Source organism: Streptomyces sp. NPDC002104 (assembly GCF_053593795.1).
Genome location: NZ_JBSFDF010000005.1, coordinates 170,513 through 188,250, shown reverse-complemented (window position 1 = coordinate 188,250; position 17,738 = coordinate 170,513). Strand labels below are relative to the sequence as shown.

The 17,738-nt window shown below is 69.9% G+C and carries 17 protein-coding genes; 12 read left to right on the top strand and 5 right to left on the bottom strand.

From position 1 onward, the window contains the following. From ACWCP2_RS06980 to ACWCP2_RS06925, 12 genes are all read left to right on the top strand, one after another. Entirely contained in the window at nt 1-804 is an 804-nt protein-coding gene (locus ACWCP2_RS06980) for a hypothetical protein (protein ID WP_450907539.1), read from the top strand. Then, nucleotides 801-1,784, top strand: a complete 984-nt coding sequence (locus ACWCP2_RS06975) for an alpha/beta hydrolase family protein (protein ID WP_450907538.1) — start codon at nt 801-803, stop codon at nt 1,782-1,784. Before ACWCP2_RS06980 ends, ACWCP2_RS06975 begins: the two co-directional genes overlap by 4 nt. Nucleotides 1,785-1,833: 49 nt before the next feature. Then, nucleotides 1,834-3,024 (top strand): aromatic ring-hydroxylating dioxygenase subunit alpha, encoded by a 1,191-nt coding sequence (locus ACWCP2_RS06970; RefSeq protein WP_450907537.1) that lies wholly within the window; start codon nt 1,834-1,836, stop codon nt 3,022-3,024. A 4-nt stretch (nt 3,025-3,028) separates the two neighbouring features. Further along, nucleotides 3,029-3,832: a hypothetical protein gene (locus ACWCP2_RS06965; protein ID WP_450907536.1), complete on the top strand. Its 804-nt coding sequence runs from the start codon at nt 3,029-3,031 to the stop codon at nt 3,830-3,832. Then, nucleotides 3,829-4,803: a hypothetical protein gene (locus ACWCP2_RS06960; protein ID WP_450907535.1), complete on the top strand. Its 975-nt coding sequence runs from the start codon at nt 3,829-3,831 to the stop codon at nt 4,801-4,803. The genes ACWCP2_RS06965 and ACWCP2_RS06960 overlap by 4 nt, the downstream gene beginning before the upstream one ends. Next, on the top strand, nt 4,800-5,636 hold the full coding sequence (locus ACWCP2_RS06955; protein WP_450907534.1) for an SDR family oxidoreductase: 837 nt from the start codon (nt 4,800-4,802) through the stop codon (nt 5,634-5,636). Before ACWCP2_RS06960 ends, ACWCP2_RS06955 begins: the two co-directional genes overlap by 4 nt. Further along, a complete protein-coding gene (locus ACWCP2_RS06950; protein ID WP_450907533.1) occupies nt 5,633-6,337 on the top strand; it encodes a hypothetical protein in 705 nt (234 codons plus the stop codon). The genes ACWCP2_RS06955 and ACWCP2_RS06950 overlap by 4 nt, the downstream gene beginning before the upstream one ends. 13 nt (nt 6,338-6,350) lie before the next feature. Further along, nucleotides 6,351-7,097 (top strand): maleate cis-trans isomerase family protein, encoded by a 747-nt coding sequence (locus tag ACWCP2_RS06945; RefSeq protein ID WP_450907532.1) that lies wholly within the window; start codon nt 6,351-6,353, stop codon nt 7,095-7,097. Between the two features lie 154 nt (nt 7,098-7,251). Beyond that, nucleotides 7,252-8,601 (top strand): FG-GAP-like repeat-containing protein, encoded by a 1,350-nt coding sequence (locus ACWCP2_RS06940; RefSeq protein ID WP_450907531.1) that lies wholly within the window; start codon nt 7,252-7,254, stop codon nt 8,599-8,601. 39 nt (nt 8,602-8,640) lie between these two features. Further along, nucleotides 8,641-10,041, top strand: a complete 1,401-nt coding sequence (locus tag ACWCP2_RS06935) for an aldehyde dehydrogenase family protein (RefSeq protein ID WP_450907530.1) — start codon at nt 8,641-8,643, stop codon at nt 10,039-10,041. Nucleotides 10,042-10,313: 272 nt separating this feature from the next. After that, nucleotides 10,314-10,844, top strand: coding sequence for a winged helix-turn-helix transcriptional regulator (locus tag ACWCP2_RS06930; protein WP_450907529.1), 531 nt, complete (start codon nt 10,314-10,316; stop codon nt 10,842-10,844). A gap of 547 nt (nt 10,845-11,391) precedes the next feature. Beyond that, nucleotides 11,392-11,562: a hypothetical protein gene (locus ACWCP2_RS06925; protein ID WP_450907528.1), complete on the top strand. Its 171-nt coding sequence runs from the start codon at nt 11,392-11,394 to the stop codon at nt 11,560-11,562. A gap of 132 nt (nt 11,563-11,694) precedes the next feature. On the opposite strand, the gene ACWCP2_RS06920 is transcribed toward ACWCP2_RS06925, so the two are convergent. From ACWCP2_RS06920 to ACWCP2_RS06900, 5 genes are all read right to left on the bottom strand, one after another. Beyond that, nucleotides 11,695-12,717: a poly(ethylene terephthalate) hydrolase family protein gene (locus ACWCP2_RS06920; protein WP_450907527.1), complete on the bottom strand. Its 1,023-nt coding sequence runs from the start codon at nt 12,715-12,717 to the stop codon at nt 11,695-11,697. Between the two features lie 67 nt (nt 12,718-12,784). After that, the gene (locus tag ACWCP2_RS06915; RefSeq protein ID WP_450907526.1) at nt 12,785-14,179 is read right to left on the bottom strand and encodes an MFS transporter; all 1,395 of its coding nucleotides are present in this window, start codon (nt 14,177-14,179) and stop codon (nt 12,785-12,787) included. 40 nt (nt 14,180-14,219) lie between these two features. After that, nucleotides 14,220-15,158 carry an alpha/beta hydrolase family protein gene (locus ACWCP2_RS06910; protein WP_450907525.1) on the bottom strand — a complete coding sequence of 313 codons (939 nt, stop codon included), beginning with the start codon at nt 15,156-15,158 and terminating at the stop codon, nt 14,220-14,222. A 126-nt stretch (nt 15,159-15,284) separates the two neighbouring features. Then, nucleotides 15,285-15,911, bottom strand: a complete 627-nt coding sequence (locus tag ACWCP2_RS06905) for a hypothetical protein (protein WP_450907524.1) — start codon at nt 15,909-15,911, stop codon at nt 15,285-15,287. Then, nucleotides 15,908-17,704, bottom strand: coding sequence for an AMP-dependent synthetase/ligase (locus ACWCP2_RS06900; protein WP_450907523.1), 1,797 nt, complete (start codon nt 17,702-17,704; stop codon nt 15,908-15,910). The genes ACWCP2_RS06905 and ACWCP2_RS06900 overlap by 4 nt, the downstream gene beginning before the upstream one ends. Nucleotides 17,705-17,738: the final 34 nt, after the last annotated feature.

Genomic DNA, 17,738 nt, shown 5'->3' with positions numbered 1-17,738 from the left:
GTGTCAGAGACACTCAAGGCGGTACAGGACATGGCCGACGAGGCTCCGGTCACCGATGTGACCGAGACCTTCGTGCAATGGCAGGACCTGCTGGCCGAGCTCAAGGAGAAGATCTCCGCCCGTTTCGAGCTGCTCCCCGACCCTTCCACCAAGGAGCTGGAGTCCTTCGGTGAGGGCGGCGGCCCGCGGGGCTCCCTCACCGGCTTCAGCGGGCCCGAGATCGACTGGATGATCCACTCCTGGGTGGGGGATCCGGAGCACGGCTTCGTCAACCTCCACCTCACCGTCTGGCTGGGACCGCACATCCGCGTGCCGCACCTGGGCCTCGCCCTGCTGTGCTGGCCCGGCGGCTGGTTCTACCTGGACTCCGTACCCCGCACCAGTCTGGTGGCCGACGGCGAATACTACGACCGCTACTACGCGCCCGCCGAGGAGCGGTGGCTGGCGGTGCGCGAGGAGTACGAGGACCTGTCCTGGTTCACCAGCCGCACCGGATTCATCCGCGGCAGCCTCTCCCCCACCGCCTATTGCTACTCCATGCCCCGCGACGAACGACACATCGCTCTGGTGCGACAGCTGATGCACGAGCAGGTCGACCGCTGGCTGACCTGGGTGGACGCGGCGGAACCGGTACCGGTCGGGGAACAGGAGGCACTGGCGGCCACCGACCTGGCGATCCGCCGCAACATCGTGGAGCGCGATCCGGCGAACGTCATGGCCGTCCGGTACTTCGGCGAACAGGTCACCGATCGGCTGGTGCGCGCCCTGTGGGGCGGCGACCGCGCCCTGCCGAGGCCTTCGTGAACCAGGTCCGCTCCCTGTGGTGGGCCTGCCGGGTACCCGGTCTCAAGGAGCCCTTCGACACCGCGCACCTGAGGGTCTTCTACCCCGCCCGGGCCACCGGCTCCGACGCCGAACGGCTCACCGGCGTCGTGGCGGCCGACGCCGAGCGCGCCCCGTTCCCCATCGTGGTCCTCCTGCCCGGCATCAACGTGCCGGCCGACTCGTACCGCTGGCTGGCCATTCTGCTGGCGGCGCAGGGAATCGTCGCGGTGACGCCCGAACTGGTCGGAGAGCTGTTCGCCGGGAGTCACGGGGTTACCCCGGGCATCGATCTGGACGCGTGCGGACCGGCCTCGTACGGCACGCGCGCGACGACACCGCTCATCGGCACGGTGCTGCGCGCCTTGGCCGAGCTCCCCCCGACCTCTCTGCTGGCGGGGCTACTCGACACTCAGCGGGTGGTCGTGGGCGGCCACTCCGCCGGCGGCACGGTGGCCTTGCAGTCCTCCGGCCATGTCCCGGGCCTGCGGGGTGTGTTCACCTATGGCGCCCACACCCTGGTGGCGACGGCTCTCGGGCATCCACCGGGCACCGTTCTGCCGATCGGAGGTGACGTGCCTGTCCTGCTGATATCCGGGGAGCACGACGGCGTGATCTCCGCGAGTGCGGACCGCTACGGGCCCGCGGCGCAGCCCGGCCATGATCCTGTCGCCCGCACGTTCCACGAGGCCCTTGCCGACGCGGATGGCGCGCACACGTGGGTGAAGGTCGCCGACGCGGGTCATTTCACCGTCTGCGAGCCCGTGGACGCGACGAGCGCCCGAGGCTTCCTGGACACGCCGGGAAGGTCCGAAGGCGATGCTCGCGCTCTCATCGGCCTCCTGGTGACGGCGTTCTGCGCCGCAGCGCTCCCGGAGCGCCCTTCCTCGGCGCTCACCGCGGCGTTCGGCACGCTGCTGGCGCCTCCGCATCCCGGGCTGGTTTCCGTCCTGCGTCGCTGATCCCCTTCTCGTCGTCTCGAAACGTTAGGAACCGCGAGGTGTCCAACCGATGCTGAAGAACTTCTGGTACGCGGTCGAGTTTTCCGACCGCGTGGACCGCAAACCGCTCAAGGCTGTCTGTCTCGGTCAGTCCCTCGTCCTGTACCGCACGGGAGCCGGCATGCTGGTCGCGCTCTCGGACCTGTGCGCGCACCGCGGGGCCGCGCTGTCCGCCGGCACGGTCAAGGACGACTGCGTGGTGTGTCCGTACCACGGCTGGCGCTTCGATCCCGAGGGCGCGTGCACCACGATTCCCGCTAACCAGCCCGGCCGTGGCATTCCCAAGAAGGCGCGGGTGGATTCCTATCCCGTCCAGGAGCGGTACGGCTTCGTCTGGGTGTTCCTGGGCGATCTCCCGGAGGAGGACCGGCCGCCGATTCCGCACTGGCCTGAGTTTGAGGACCTGGTTCAGGACGGCGGCCGGTTCAAGACGGTGACCGGCGAATACCTGTGGCACTCCAACTACGAGCGGATCCTGGAGAACGGCTGCGACATCGCGCACACCCCCTTCGTGCACGGGGGCGCCTTCGGCAACCCCGACCGCCCCGAGGTCGAGGAGTACACGGTCGAGCAGCCCGACGAGTGGTCCGCCTTCGCGACCGTGGCCTTGAACCCGCCCGCCGCGAAGGGGCTCTGGTCCAGGCTCTACACGGATCGCAAGGCTCAGGGCAAGGACCGGCCGCCGGTGGTGACCACCGCGGGCTGGATGCTGCCCAACCTGATCAAACTGCACGTGCGCCTGCCACTCGGCAACATGATCATCTATGACACCAACATCCCTGTCGACGAGACCACCACCCTGGTGAAGTGGGTCGCGCTGCGTGACTTCTTCACGGGTGACTGGGCGGACAACAACGCCCGCAAGCGGGTCCTGGGCATCTTCGATCAGGACGCGCCCGTCGTGGACGGGACCCGTCCCGAACTGCTGCCGGCCGATCTCGGCGCCGAGCTGCACCTGCGCTCCGACATGATCTCCGTCGCCTACCGCAGACGGCGCCAGGAACTCGCGGCGAAGGGATGGGCGGTGAGCGACGCCGACCGCATCATCGGCGACATTCCGGCGCGTAACGCCACCGTGATCGCCTCCCCCGGACGACGGGCGGTCCCCGAGCTCGCCCGCGCATGGGAGCAGAAGGCCCAGGGATTCCATCCGACGGTCGAGGGTGCCCAGTCCCCGGCGCCGACCACTGAGAAGGAGTAGCTTCGTGACCTCCCCCACACCCTCCCCCATACCCTCCCCCGACGGCCCGGAGGACGGTGCGACCCCTGCGGCCAGGCTCTCCCGGACCGTGCTGGACGCCCTGCTGGCCGGGACGGCCCTCGAGGAGCGGCCCACGCCCTGGGCCGTGCTGACCGCTCCGGCATCCCCCGATCCGGTGGGGTCGGTACGGTACTTCCGCGGCGACGGGCGAGGCGGTGTCGATGCGGCCGTCACGATCTCTCTGGTGGTGCCCGCGTTCAGGCTGGACAGCCACATGGTGTTCGCCTTCGGCGCCGCAAGCTCCCCGCTGCCGCACTTCACCCTTGACTCCGTTCAAGCAGGCGGCGGATACGCGTTCCACCTGGACCTGGTCCAGCGCGTCGACCTCGCTGTCAGCCCGCACTACGCGGACCTCGTGTACGCGCCGCTGAACGCGCCGTTCGCCCGGGCCTCGGAGGTACCGGGCCTCAGCCCCGCTGCGATCAGCCCTCGCCAGCGTTCCCTCATGTCGCCGTGGATGCTCGTGCACCGAGCCGACGAAGAAGCTCTGCAAGCAATCACTCCCCTCGCCGAGGAGTACGTGCGGCACTGGCTCGAGCTGGCCTGGGCCTTCCCTGCCGACGCCGCTGCCGACGCCAAGCAGGGTGATACGGCCGCCCGGGACCGGCGGCTGCGCCAGGCCCTGTTCAGCCGGGAGATCGACCCCGTGTGGGCGCAGGTCGACCGGCTGCTGGGCCCTGCCACCACTGACGGTCTGCGCGGCCTGCTGACCACCGGCAGACTGCCCGGCGAGGAGGCCGGAGCATGAGCGCACCTTCCGACCCGGGCCCGAGCGAATGGCAGCAGCGCATCGCCGGAGAGTGGCACGGCCGCCCCTCCCTCTTCGATGCTCAGGGGACCTGGTGCGGGTACGAGGACATCCGCCGCTCCTCGGAGTTCACCGACGGCCACACGCTCTACCGGATGGACGGCGGCCTGCGCCACGGCGGTCCGCTCGCCGGCCGGTTCCAGCTCGCGGCTCCGTTCGCCTTCCAGGTGCGTGACGCGGATGACAACCGCCTCTACACCGGTCCGGACTTCCACGGCAGTGGCCAGCCCTACGGATCGTTCGTCGACGCCCATTACTACGGGCCGGGCTGGCAGGTTGCCCTCAACACCTGGAACCACGTCCTGCCCGACGGCCTGACCCAGGTCTACTCTTCCGTGCTGCACCAGGGCTGGACCGTCATCGGCTGCTTCAACGGCGTCTACGTACGCACCACCGACCCGGACCTGAGTGAAACCTCCCGCGAATACGTCGCCCGCCACCTGGCGGCCGAGACGGACGCCGGGCCGGTTCCGTGGATCCTGCCCACCAAACAGCCGGGCTCCTTCACCGGCACGTGCGAGGTGTGGAGTGCGGAGCAAAAGCACCTCGGTGATGTGGACGTGGAGATCGCGGTGCGCCCGGTGGACCTGCTGCGTGCCCGGCACCACGTCACCTGGCGGGGCGCGGGCCTGGACCGGTCCTTCACGGTGGAGCGCCGCCGCGACGGTGCCCGCGAGTTCTGGGAGGGGCCCGACGCGTGGGGCAACGCGCAGGCCTTCGGCCGGGCCAACTTCCCGCTGTGGCATTTCACGGGCGGGGACGTCCACCGCGTGCGCGGGCGGGAGTTCGTCCTGGACGCGCGCCCCGGGATGACGGCAGGCGGCCGGCTTGCCGTCGCCTACGAGCTGTTCGGCGGAAACGTGCTGGCGGCCGTCCTGCACGGCGTACTGGACTGGGAGGCTGCGTCATGACGTCGACCGTGGTGATCACGGGCGGCACCCGCGGCATCGGGCACGGGCTTGCCCGCGCCTTCCTCGACCGAGGCTGCCGGATCGCAGTCTGCGGGCGGGACACGGCGGGTGTGGAGGCTGCCCTCAAGAGCTTGGGGGGCGGGGCGAACGCGATCGGCCGCACGGCGGACGTGACCGACCGCGAGCAGGTCGCCGGGCTGTGGACGGCTGCCGAAGAGGCTTTCGGAACGGTCGACATCTGGATCAACAACGCCGGCGCGACCACGGCCCGCAAGCCGCTGTGGGAGCTTTCCACGCGCCAGACCGATGCCGTGACGGCGGTCAATATGCAAGGCGTCGTCAACGGCAGCGCGATCGCCTCGGAACGGTTCCTGCGCCAGGGCCGCGGCCGGATCTGGAACATGGAGGGCTTCGGCTCCGACGGACGCACCATGCCCGGGCTCAGTGTGTACGGAGCGAGCAAACGGGCTGTCACATATCTCACCGGCGCGTTGGCGGCCGACCTGAAACGAGAGCAGGAAACCCGCGCGCACGATGTCCGGGCGCTGCTGCTGTCACCCGGGATCGTGGTCACCGACTTGCTGCTGCACGACTACACGCCGCAGGAGTACGCGAAGGCCAGGCCGGTCCTGAACATCCTGGCCGACCGGGTCGAGACTGTCACCCCGTGGCTCGCCGACCGGGTGCTGGCCGACCGCACGGCTAACGGCGGTCGGGTGGCCTGGCTGACGGGACGCAAAGCGGCCGGGCGGTTCGCGACGGCCGCAGTGCGCAAGCGTGCGGTGCTGCCGCGGGAACTCCCCGCGGCGCCGGATCGGGAGGGAGCATCGTGAGTGGATCCCTGGACTACCCTCTCTCCCTCGCACTCGAGGACTTCGTCCCCGTCATCCTGACGGGCGCAGCGGCCACACTGCTGATCGGTCCGTTGCGCGCCCACAGCGCGAGCGCCGGGCGCACCGCCACGGCGGGAGCCTTTCTGGTCTTCCTCGGCGGGCTCTCGAAGGCCGCCTGGAAGCTTCTGGTGGCCTTGGACGGCCCGGACATCCACGTACTGAACAAGGCACTGTTCCCCTGTCTGTCAGCGGGATTCCTCCTTCTGGCACACGCGCTCCTGACGCTGCCCGCCGGGGGCGAGCGCGAGCCGCAGCCGGTTCGCAGGACTCCGCCGCTGTGGGGGTTTGGGGCGGCCTGGGCGGCCACCGGCGCCGCCGGCCTGCTCCTCACCTCGACGGCGCCGCACATGGTGCTGACGATCGTCGCCGTCACCGTGTGCGCGGTGCGGCTGATTCTGCTGGCCCGCTCACACGGGGACAGTCCGGCCGCGGCTGCGGGCGGGTTGTGGATCACCGGCATGTACGTGCTGGGGCCGCTGGCTTCGCGCCCCGACCAGAGCGTGGCGCTCCAGTGGCTGGAGCAGTCCGCGAACACCCTCACACAGGGAGCGCTCGTCCTGCTCGCATGGCGGCTGGCCAAACACCGGCGCACCGCTCCCTCCACGGGTCTCTCTTCATCTCCCTCTTCTTTCTCCGGCTGATCGGCGGCGTTGCATGACGGACAGTCTCGGCTGGCGGCGCAAGTTCGGCGTCATCGCCCCCAGCACCAACACCATCGTCGAACCCGACTTCTCCCGCATGTCCGTACCTGGTGTCACCTCGCACTTCTCACGCATCCACATCCGCGACCAGAACATGGACCAGGACTCCGGCATGGAAAGGCTCCTGGAGCAGATCCGCGACGAGATCGGCTCGGCCTGCGAGCGGGTTTTGACCTGCGAGCCTGACTACATGGTCATGGGCATGAGCGCGGAGACCTTCTGGGGCGGTGTCGAGGGCAACCGCGCTTTCATCCAGCAGATCCATGACATCACCGGGCTGCGGGTGGCAACCGGCGCCGAGGCCTGCGAACGGGCCCTGCGGCTGTTCGGGGCACGGCGTATCGCCGTGGTGACCCCGTACCAGCCCATCGGCGATGCCAACGTCGACCGGTTCTTCACTGAGCTCGGATTCGACGTGGCCGGCATCAAAGGCCTGCGATGTCCCACAGCAGTTTCCATCGCGCACGTTCCGGAGGCCGAACTCCGCAGCGCTCTCATCGAGCTGGCAGCCCTTCCGGGTGTCGAGGCGATCGTGCAGTGCGGGACGAACCTGTCGATGGTGTCCCTCGCGGACGAAGCCGAGCGCTGGCTCGGGCTGCCGGTGATCGCCATCAACGCCGCCACCTATTGGATGGCTCTGCGCGACAACGGCATACAGGAACAGCTCCACGGGCACGGCACCCTGCTGCGCGAGCACTGACCCTGCCCGCGGGACAGGCGACGCCCTGGCCCTACGGAAGTGGCACCTGGCCGCACTGGTACGCGGCGGCCCCGGCCAAACCTGAGACCCCGCTGCCATCCAGTGCCCTCGCGCCCGCATCCACATCCCCACCCACATCACATGGGGGTACTCCATGCCTGCACTGATCCGCCCGGCGATGGCCGTGCTCATCGCGGTGTCCGCCCTTTCTGTGGCCTCCCCCACCAGCGCCCAGGTCACCGCTCCCGGCGCCGCGGCTTTCTCCCCGCACACGGTCGACCTGGACCTGCCGGGTGCCGCCTTCGCCGTCACGGGCAACCTCTCGGGTGACCTCCGCCAGGAAATCGTCGCCACGGGATTCGGACGGTTCACGGCCGCCCCGGGGGGCCCGCCCATACCGCCGGCGGCCGGCCAGCTCGCCGTTTACGGGCAAAGCGGGCGGGGTCTCGACACCTGGTCGAAGCGGCTGGTGTTCGACACCGACGCCGCCATTCCCTTCCCCAACGAGCCGGCTGTCTCCGACATCGACCGCGACGGGGACCGCGACATCGTCGTACCCGGCGGTTTCTTCCGCTGCACGACCGCGTGCGGCTCCCTCACCTGGTGGGAACAGCGTGCCGACGGTGCCTGGAAACGTCACGACCTCGTCGCACCGGGCAGCACGCCCTTGTTCTACCACCGTGCCATCGTGGTCGACTTCGACTGCGACGGCCGGCGTGACCTGGTCACGGTCGGCGAGTCCTTGCAGCCCGTCACAAGGATCGAGGGGCAACCCCCGGCCCATGCCTGGCTCCAGGTCTTCAAGGGGACGGACGGCCCGGAACGCTTCAACCGCGAACCCATCGACATTGCCTCCGGCGGAGGCGCTCTGCCCGTCGTGGAAGACGTCGACTCCGACGGAGACCTGGATATCGCATCCCCGCAGTACTTCGAGCCCGGAGCCGGATACGTCTGGCTGGAGCGCAACGGAGCACCGCGCCCAGGCCACCCGATGGGCAGCTTCACGCGACACGTCATCGACACGACCCAGGGCAAAGCCATCGCTCTGCGACCGGTACGCAACCTGCACGGCGACGGCCGCACCACGTGGGTCGGCTCGAACCACACCAACACCGCGTTCCCGCCCGGTTCAACGGAACCGGCGTCGCAGGTGGCCACCTTCTCCGTGCCTGCGGACCCCCGCTCCGTATGGACGCCGACCAGCGTCTCCCATGGCATCGCCTCGCGCGGACGCCCGGGCCAGGCAGCTCCCGGAGTGTTCGGCAGTGGAGACATGGACGGGGACCGGGACATCGACCTCCTGGTATCCGGCGACGGTGACGACCGGCTGTTCTGGCTTGAGCAGAAGCCAGACCACACCTTCGCCACCCATGTGCTGGCTAGCGGGGCGGGTCAGGCAGGAGGAGCCGTGGTGACCGATCTCGACTACGGCTGGCCCGCGCGCAACGAGGCGGTCTTCACCGTCTTCGAGTCGAACAGCGTCAGAGTCTGGACCCGCGACTGACCGCCATGCCCGCCACTGACTTGGAAGGCTGTACTCGACGTGCCCACATCGGACCTCGACCGCATACTGCCCCGCTCCCGCACGGCCGCGGCGCGCTGGGGCATGCTCTCATTCGGCGAGCGGGAACGGCAGCTGCGTCGCTGGGCCAACGAACTGGCCCGCTCCCGGGCGGCGGTGATCGCCACGGTCCACGAGGAGACGGGCAAGCCGCAGGCCGACGCGGATCTCGAACTTCTGGTCGGTCTCGAGCACGTGACGTGGTCCGCCCGGCACGCCGGCCGGACCTTGCGTCCACGCCGCGTATGGCCAGGGCTTCTGGGCGCCGAGCACCAGGCGCGGGTCGAACGCCGGCCCCTCGGGGTGGTCGGCGTGATCGGCCCGTGGAACTACCCGGTGCTTACTCCGCTGGGCGTACTGGCCGGCGCGCTCGCAGCGGGGAATGCGGCGGTGTTCAAACCGAGCGAGTACACGACGGAGACGGGGCGGGCGCTGGTCGAGGCCTTCGACCGCGCGAACCCTGAGTCGGCGGATGTCCTGCGCCTCCTGCCCGGTGGAGCCGAGGCCGGAGAGGCGCTGTGCCGGGCCGGCGTGGACAAGGTGGCTTTCACCGGTTCCACGCGGACCGGCCGAGCTGTGATGGCCGCGTGCGCGGACACCCTCACCCCGGTGGTACTGGAATGCGGCGGTAACGACGCGCTGATCGTGGCCGCGGACGCGGATGTGAAGGCTGCCGCACGAGCGGCCGCCTGGGGCGCCTTCTCCAATGCCGGACAGACCTGCGCCGGCGTGGAGCGGATCTACGTGGTCCAGTCGGTCGGCGAGCAGTTTCTCGCGGCGCTCACGGCGGAGCTGGCGCCGGTGCGCGCGGGTCACCACTATGGCCGCCTCACCACGCCGCAGCAGGAGAAGGTGGTGCGCGCCCACGTTGAGGACGCGGCGGCCAACGGCGGCCGCTTCCTCGTCGGCGGACCGGAGTCGTTCCGGGGGGCCGGCCTCTTGGATCCCGTCGTGCTGGCCGATGTGCCAGAGGACCGGCCGGCCGTGCAGGAGGAGACCTTCGGGCCGGTTGTGGTGGTCCGGCTCGTACGAGACCTGGACGAGGGCGTCGCGCGCGCCAATGCCGTCCCCCAGGCGCTGGGTGCCGCGGTCTTCTCGCGATCGGCGGACCCGTCGGTCGCCAGGAGGCTGCGGGCGGGCATGGTGTCCGTAAACGGCATCCTCACCTTCGCCGGCGTTCCGGGCCTGCCTTTCGGCGGGAACGGCGCGAGCGGCTTCGGGCGAGTGCACGGGCGAGAGGGTCTGATGGAGTTCACCTCCGCACAAGCCGTCACCGTACGCCGCGCGTACCTGACCGGCTCCGGCCTGACCCGGCTGCGCTCGCCGTGGTGGAAACGCCGAGTGCTGCAGACTCTGATCCGATTGCGGCACGTACGCGACTGACACGCGTGTGAGGGTGTTCCCTACCGTCGGGCAGCCGGTCGACGCGACCACGCACCAGCCCAGGGGCATCACACAAAGGTCCGGATCCGTATTGCGGGCAGTTACTGTCCGCAAGTTGGTGGATCTTGCGGTTGCCCTGGCTCTGCCCGACGTCGAATGGAAGCGGGCGCTGCCGGCCGATTGGCCTTGCGCCAGGTCTCGGTTCGCCCTCAGACCGCTGCGCCCACAGTCAAGCGAGACCTCTGTTCCCGTGCCCACGGAGCGCCTGAGCAGTGAGGAGTTCCTCCCGCGGGGAGTCCGAGGCCTGCGGCATCATGTGCGCCGCCGCGGTTGTCGGAGACCGGTGGTCTCTGCTGATCCTGAAGCAGATCATCGGTGGGAACACTCGGTTCGAGGGGCTCGTTCACGCACTCGGCGCGTCGTGCAAGGTGCTCTCCGGACGCCTGCGGAACCTGACGGAACACCGGATACTGGTGCGCCGTCAGTATGACGAGCCTCCGCCCCGCTTCGCCTACGTGCTGACCGGACAAGGCCAGGGACTGGCACCCGTCCTGACCGCCCTCCAGGGCTGGGCCGACCGCTGGCTGCCAGCCGAAGAGGATGCGCCGTCCATCGCCACCTTGAGCGGAGCGACTGAAGGTCCCGCTCGAGGCGGAGCCGTCGGCAGCCGTGGAGCCGAGACACGGTCCCTTCGCTTTGTCCCGACGTGCGATGCGGTGGCGGATCCTTTGCTTGCCGAGCAACAGGCCGCCGACGAATCTGTCGCCCCGTGCTCAGGCGTCTCGCTGTCCGGGGCCGCCTGAGCCCGACGATGCCGCAGCCGGGGCGTCGGACAGGCCGGTACTCACGAAGTGGCCCTGTGGCTGCAGCCGTACTGCCGGCCGCACCGCCTCGATGAACGCGTCCATGGACACCAGGAGGCTGCCTGCTGGGTGCGGGCCGACCTGCCGGCGAGGGTCTACCACTCCCCTGCCGTCCGTCCACTGCACCCGTAGGTGCACGACGCCCCCGGGCCAAGCTCGGTGATCGATGGCTATCCAGAAACGTGCGGTCGGCCGCAGGTCCTTCCACACCTGAGGAGACCTTCGTCCGCGGCTGGCGGCACGGCGCGGCAAACAGTCCGCGACACATCGCGCTTCAGTGGTCACAATCCTCTGGCCTGTCCGGCGGCCGCTCTTGGCGACTCACTCGAGCAGGCAAGGCCCCGCCGCCCGTTGCGGACCCGCCAGCGGCGCACGGGAATCATGCCGACAGCGGCGCATCGTGGCCCTGATCCACGACCACTTCGGCCCGGGCGTCGTAAGGCACAATCCGGTTGCCCAGGACGGCGCGTAGGCATTCATCTCCTTCGTGACATGGATGCACGGCGGATACCCGGGGCTGAAGCTCGACATCAGCGGCATCACTTCCGAGGGCGACCTGGTCGTGACCCACACCCACCTGAACCTGGAGCTGCGCAACCCGGACAATGCCGGTCGCACGCTGGCGGACTACGTCTGCCCCCAGGGACGGCAAGGGTGATGTCATTCAGGACGGTCCCCACTCCGCCGCGAACTTCAACGGCGTGTTCTGACGCCACTCCTGTCGCAGCCCCGCGCAGCGGCGCCGGCCCTGGCTGTGTGCCAGGACCGGCGCCGCGCGCGCGGGGCTGGCTCAGTAGGCCTGCTGCACGGTGACCGCGGAGTCGGCTCCGTCACCCCAGTAGCGAACGTAGGAGCGGGCGATGCTGTCGCCCAGGGCGGCCTTGAGGAAGAGCGCCGACCAGCGGGCCGACGTACGGATGCCCTCGACCTGGTCAGTCGTCTGAGCCGAGGGGTCGGGGGCGGCGCCGGGCGGGTTCTGAACGCCCGTGATGCCGTAGTGGTTGACACCCGCGACCGTGACGAGCGCCTTCGGTGTGCCCTTGAGGGCTTCGTAGGTGGCCTGCGCGGCGGCGGGAGCGGCGACGCCATCGGCTGATCCCTGGATCAGGGCGACCGGCACGGTGTTGTTCACCGGGGCGACCGGGCCTCCCCCGGGCGGGGCGTTGTTGGTGCCGAAGAAGGCCGCCGCTTTGAGTTCGGCGGGCTTGACGGCCCCCGGCGGCAGGCCGAAGCAGAAGGGCGGGGCGCACTGGCCCTGGACTGTGGCGACCCCTGCGGCGCCACCGAAGGAGTGGCCCAGGAGGGCGAACGAGGCAGGGTCCAGCCGGCCGGCGAGGGGGCTGTCGGCGCGGGTGTTCTCCGTCTTCGACCAGGCGACCGTGGTCAGGCTCTGGTCAGCGGAGGCCCACAGGCCAGGGATGCCGAAGACGGAGCGCTGGTGGTTGGGAACGACTACGACGAATCCGAATGCGGCGACGGTGCGGGCATAGCCCTCGTAGTGGCTCTTGTCGACGTTCGCTCCCTGTTGGAGCAGGACCACGGGGAGCCGGCTTCCGGATTCCGGGTAGTAGATGTCGGCAGCGTCGGCTCCGACGGAGGAGGAGAAGGCGAGGGTGGGGACGGGGGTGGGGCTCTGCGGGGTTTCGGCGGAGGCCGGGGCCGCGACGCCGACCGTGGTCAGCAGGGCGAACCCGATGAAGCCAGCCGCGATGCCGCGGCCAATGCTGCGTCGTACTGGGGAGTGCGTGGTGTGTGCCATGAAGGATCCGATCTTCTTCTCTGTTGTCGGCGTGAGATGGTGCGTGGTGAGCATGAAGAAGCTGCAATTTCCTTTCTGTTGGACACATCGTGTGTACACACGTCGAGTGGGTATGCCGCGGTCAGGCTGATCGTCGGGCCGCCGCTGCGGCGTCGGCTTCGTAGTGGCGGCGACCTCGCAGGACCACCACGGACCCCACGAGCAGGGGCACCAGCACAGTGGCGAAGGCCCAGCGGAGCGACCCGGTCGCATCGGAGGCCAACCCGATGAGCCATGGGCCGAGTGATCCGCCGAGGGTGACCAGAAGCTGGAGTACGGCGAAGCCGAGGCCGCGTCGTTCGGCCGCGACGACGTCGGCGTTGGCTGCGGTGAGGTTGGCCAGGGCGGCAGCGAAGCCGAAGTTGGCGAGGCCGAAGCACATGACCTGTGGCACGAGAGCTGGCACCGCGATGGCGCCGGCCAGGGCAATGGTTCCCAGCAGGAGGCCTGAGCCTCCGATGGCGATACGCCGGCCGGGGCGGGGGCTGCGGTCGCGGTCGCCGAGCCAGCTGCCGGTGATGATGCCGGCGGCGATGCCGACCAGTCCGGCGCCGCCGGCTACGGCGGCGGCCTCGGCCTCGCCGAGTCCGAAGAAGCGGCCGTAGTAGGAGGGCATCCAGTAGAAGAGGCCGCCAAGTCCGAAGAAGAGAATACTGAGGCCGGTGACCACGGTGCGCAGGGTCGGGATCCGCAGAAGCTCGCGCCCCTGGGTGCGCAGCGGTTGCGGGGAGACATCTTCGGAACTCGATGAGGAGGTCGGCTTCTCTGCGGGTGGGGCGCCGGCATCGCGTCGATACCACAGGGTGAGGCGATCTCCGGTGCCGCGGGCCGGTTCACGCAGGGTCAGAACGAGAAGGGCGACGAGCAGGCCGGGCACCGCGACGAGGAAGAAGCCAGTGCGCCAGCCGACGCTCTGTGCAAGAGCGCCTCCGGCGATGACCCCGATGGGCAGGCCGCCGAAGTAGGCCATGCGTTCGTAGCCGAAGGCTCGGGTGCGTCCGGGGCCCGGGTAGTAGTCGGCGAGGAGGCTGGATGCGGGTGGGTTGTAGAGCTGGCCGGCGGCTCCGAGGAACATCCGGACGGTGAAGAGGGTGAGGTAGCTGCCGGCGAGCCCGGTGCCGACGGTCAGCAGCGACCATACGGCGACGACGGCGGCGACGGTCCAGGTGCGTCGGGCGGTGTCGGCGAGCCGGCCCGCAGGGAGCAGCAGGAGCACTGCGGCAAGTGCTCCGGCGGTGGCGATGGCTCCGCCGGCCGCGTCGCCGAATCCGAACTCCTCCTGGATGGTGGGCAGGGCGCCGGCGAGGAGGTTGTACTCGATGCGGTCGATGGCTGCGACGAGGGCGATGCAGATGGCGGGCCACCATCCGAACGGGGCGGGTGCGCCTCGCCGGACCGTGACCGGGGGCCGCCCGGGGAAGACGGTGAAAGCGGCCCGCTCCCCGGCGGGTTCTAGGCGGGGGGCGGGTGCGCTCATGGTCGTCCTCCGGGCGGGGCGGGCAGCGGCGGGGGTGAGGTCAGGGCTTGGCGGTGTACACGACGCCGGGCAGGGTCTGCGCGGCGGTGCCCCAGACCTGGCCCTGGAGGGAGGCGTCGAGGCCCAGCGTGTAGAGCAGGTACGTGGTGGTCACCGAGCGGGTGAGTCGCTGCTGTTCGGCTCGGGTGACGGTGCCGCTGTCGCAGCCGAAGCCGTTGCTGTCGACGAATCCGCAGTGGAATCCGCCGGTGATGACGCGCAGCTGGGTCGGGGCTTTCTTGGCGTCGTACATCTTCTGCTGGTTGTCGGCGACTCCGGCGATGGTGTCCTTGCTTCCGCCGAGGTACTGGGCCGGGGCAGTGATGGCTCCGGACGCGGTGATCGCGGAGGGGTTGGTCTCGGCGGCCGCGAGGGTGGAGACGGTCTTGACGGCGGGGTTGCGGGCTGCGGCGAGGAGGGCTGCGCCGCCGCCCATGGAGTGGCCGGACACCGCGTAGCGGCTGGTGTCGACGGTGCCGGCGAAGCGTGAGCCGGTGGTGGTGTTCTGGGCGGTCAGCCAGGTGAGGCCGGCGTTGAGGTCGTCTGCGAATCCGGTGTGGCTGGGTGAGAGGCCGCCCTGCGACTTGGGCGTGACGGTGATGAAGCCCCACGAGGCGTAGTGGCGCAGGAGCGTTTCGTACTTGGAGATGTCCTGGAAGAAGCCGTGTCCGAACGCGAGGCCGGGGTGGAGGCCTTGGGCGACGGGGGCGTTGGCGCCGGCAGTGGTGCCGGGGTACCAGACGCGGGCGCTGTAGGAGCGGCCGGAGGCGGAGACGGTCAGGTCGGTGTAGGCGACGGGGTAGGCGCCCGGGGCGGCGGGATCGGCCGCGGTGGTGGATGCGGGGGTGGGGGTGGGGGCCGCCAGCGCGGTGGGGGCGGTCAGGGCGGCGGCGACGGCGAGGATGATGGCCGCGACGGCGCGCATGAGTGTGCGTAGCACGAGGGGTGCCCTCCTGTGGGGGTATCGCGGAGAGAAACGATGTATCCATTGCAGCACATTGACGCGAACACGCCAATACCGCGTTCGTTTCTCTGAGCGGAACAGTGTTGCCTTATGTGCGACTTCTCAGGGTTCGATCGCTGCTGCCCGTGCCGACCGACCGCCGCGCAGCTCTGCGACGAGTCCGGCGAGCATCAATCCCTCGCCCACGTTTCCCAGCGGCGGCGCAGCGAAAGCGGCGGCGGAGCAGGCAAGGACGGCGAGGGCCCCCAGGGCAATCCAAGGCGTCCTGAGCCGGATCCAGGCGGCAACCCCGATCGCCAGCAATATGGCGATCGCGAGGACGGCTGCGACCGGGAATGCGCCCGGCTCGGCGTCTGCGTAGCGCAGGGTGCCCGCCCAGGTTCGGGACCGGAGGTGGAGGCCCGACAGCGTGGTCGCGCAGCCGAGTCCGATCAGTGAAGCAACGATGATCCAGCCTCCTGCGAGGGAGGCGCGTCCGCCGCGCAGAGCGAGGATCGCGCACGGCACCACGAGGGGCGTTCCCACGGCGTGGACGACGAAGCGGCCGACGCTCAGGGTCTGCAGTCCCAGACCTTCACCGAGTAAAACTCCGGCCGATACGACGGCCGAGTCGTATGCCAGGGCGCATCCGAGGAGCGCGGTGAGCCAGCCGGCCGGGCCGGTTCGCCATGCGATTGCGGCCAGTACGAGTTGGAGGACGGCGAGGAGTGCCAGTGCCGCCGATATCACCGGCCGGTCCCGGCGCGCTGGTACAGGGCCTCCACCATGTCGGCATACTGGATGGTGACGGCGGACCGGCGGACTTTGAGGGTCACGGTCAGTTCGGGTCCGCTCGGGGTCCATTGCTCAGTGAGTACCTCGTGGGCCCGGATCCGTTCGGGTCGCGAGAGGCGGGTGTTGGCATCGGCGACGGACTCGGTGAGGGCGGCCGCGAGCTCGGCAGCGTGAGTGTGCCAGGGTGCGTTCGAGGTGATGCCGATCTTCCGGGCCCAGGCGGTGACGGCCTCGCGGTCGGGGACGAGGAGTGCGACGTTGAAGGGGCGGGCGTCGCCGACAACGACGGCGTGTGCGATCAGGGGCGAGGCCTCCTTGAGGACGCCCTCGATGCGGGCGGGGGCCATGTTCTTGCCGCCCGTACTGATGATGAGGTCTTTCTTGCGGTCGACGATGCGCACGTCGCCGGCAGCGTCGATGGTGGCGAGGTCGCCGGTGTGCAGCCAGCCTTCCGTGTCGATGGTCTGCGCGGTGAGTTCGGGCTCGCCTCGGTAGCCGCGCATCAGGAAGGGCGCGCGTACGAGGAGTTCTCCGTCGTCGGCGATGCTGATGTCGGCCCCCGGGACAGGGCGGCCCACGGTTCCGGGCCGCGGACTGTCTGGTGGGGCGATGAGTGCGATGCCGCTGAGTTCGGACATGCCCCAGGCGTCGGTGAGGGGCAGGCCGAGGGCGTGGAAGAAATCCTGGAGTCCCTCGGGTGCCGGTGCGGCCCCGGTGATGCAGATGCGGGCGCGGTCGAGCCCGATGCGGCGGCGGAGTTCGCCGAGGATCGGTTCAGCCGCGTCGAGTTCGGCTCGCTCGGCCTCGGTGAGGGGATCGGTCGCCCAGCGGCGCGGAGCGAGGCGGCGGCCGGTGGCCAGGGCGTCCTCGACCAGGGTGCGAAGCCCAGGGTCGGCGTCGGTGATCGCGTTCTCCAGGCCGGTGCGCAGGCGTTGCCAGAGGGCGGGTACGGCTCCGAACAGCGTGGGGCGCACTGTGGTGAGGGTTTCGGCAAGGCGGTACAGGTCATCCAGGCAGGTCAGCTGGGTTCCGCAGAGGAGGTGGGTGTAGTGCGAGCCCCACCGGTCGGCGATGTGTGCGGCGGGGAGGAAGGATATGTGGCTGTCGTCCGAGGTGACGTTCAGGACCTTTTGGGTGCCTTCGAGTTGGGCCATCATCGCGCGGTGAGTGATCTCGACGGCTTTGGAGCGGCCTGTGGTACCGGAGGTGTGGATCAAGGTGATCAGGTCGTCGGGGCCTACCTCGCGAACGGCGGCGGCGAGATCGAGGGGGGTGGGGGCCGTCGACTCGGCCTCGGCGAGGGAGAGGACATCGTCCTCGGCCGGACTGTGAAGAGCATCGACGGCTACCAGCTGCCCGACGCAGGTGCCGACGCGCGCGGCGCGCAGCACGGGAAGGAAACGGTGTTCGGTGACGACGAGACGGGTTGCCGTGCTGGCCAGCAGGTCGTGAATCTGGTCGGCGGGAAGGCTGTTGTAGAGGGAGTAGGGAACGGCGCCCAGGTGCAGGGCGGCGCAGTCGGCGATGTGGAACTCGGGCCGGTTGGTGAGCATGAGGGCCACTGGCTCGCCTCGGCGGACCCCGAGGTGCTTGAAGGCGGCTCCGACGGATGCGACACGGTCGGCGTATTGGGCCCAGGTCAGTGCGGGGCCCTCGGGGGTGAGGAGCGCGGGTTCATGGGGCCGGGCGGCCACGGTCTGCTGGAAGGCCTCGCAAAGGGTGGAGGGCAGATTGGTTGCGGGCGTCATGAGCGCTCCTCGGAAGGGAAGGCCCGCCGGGGGC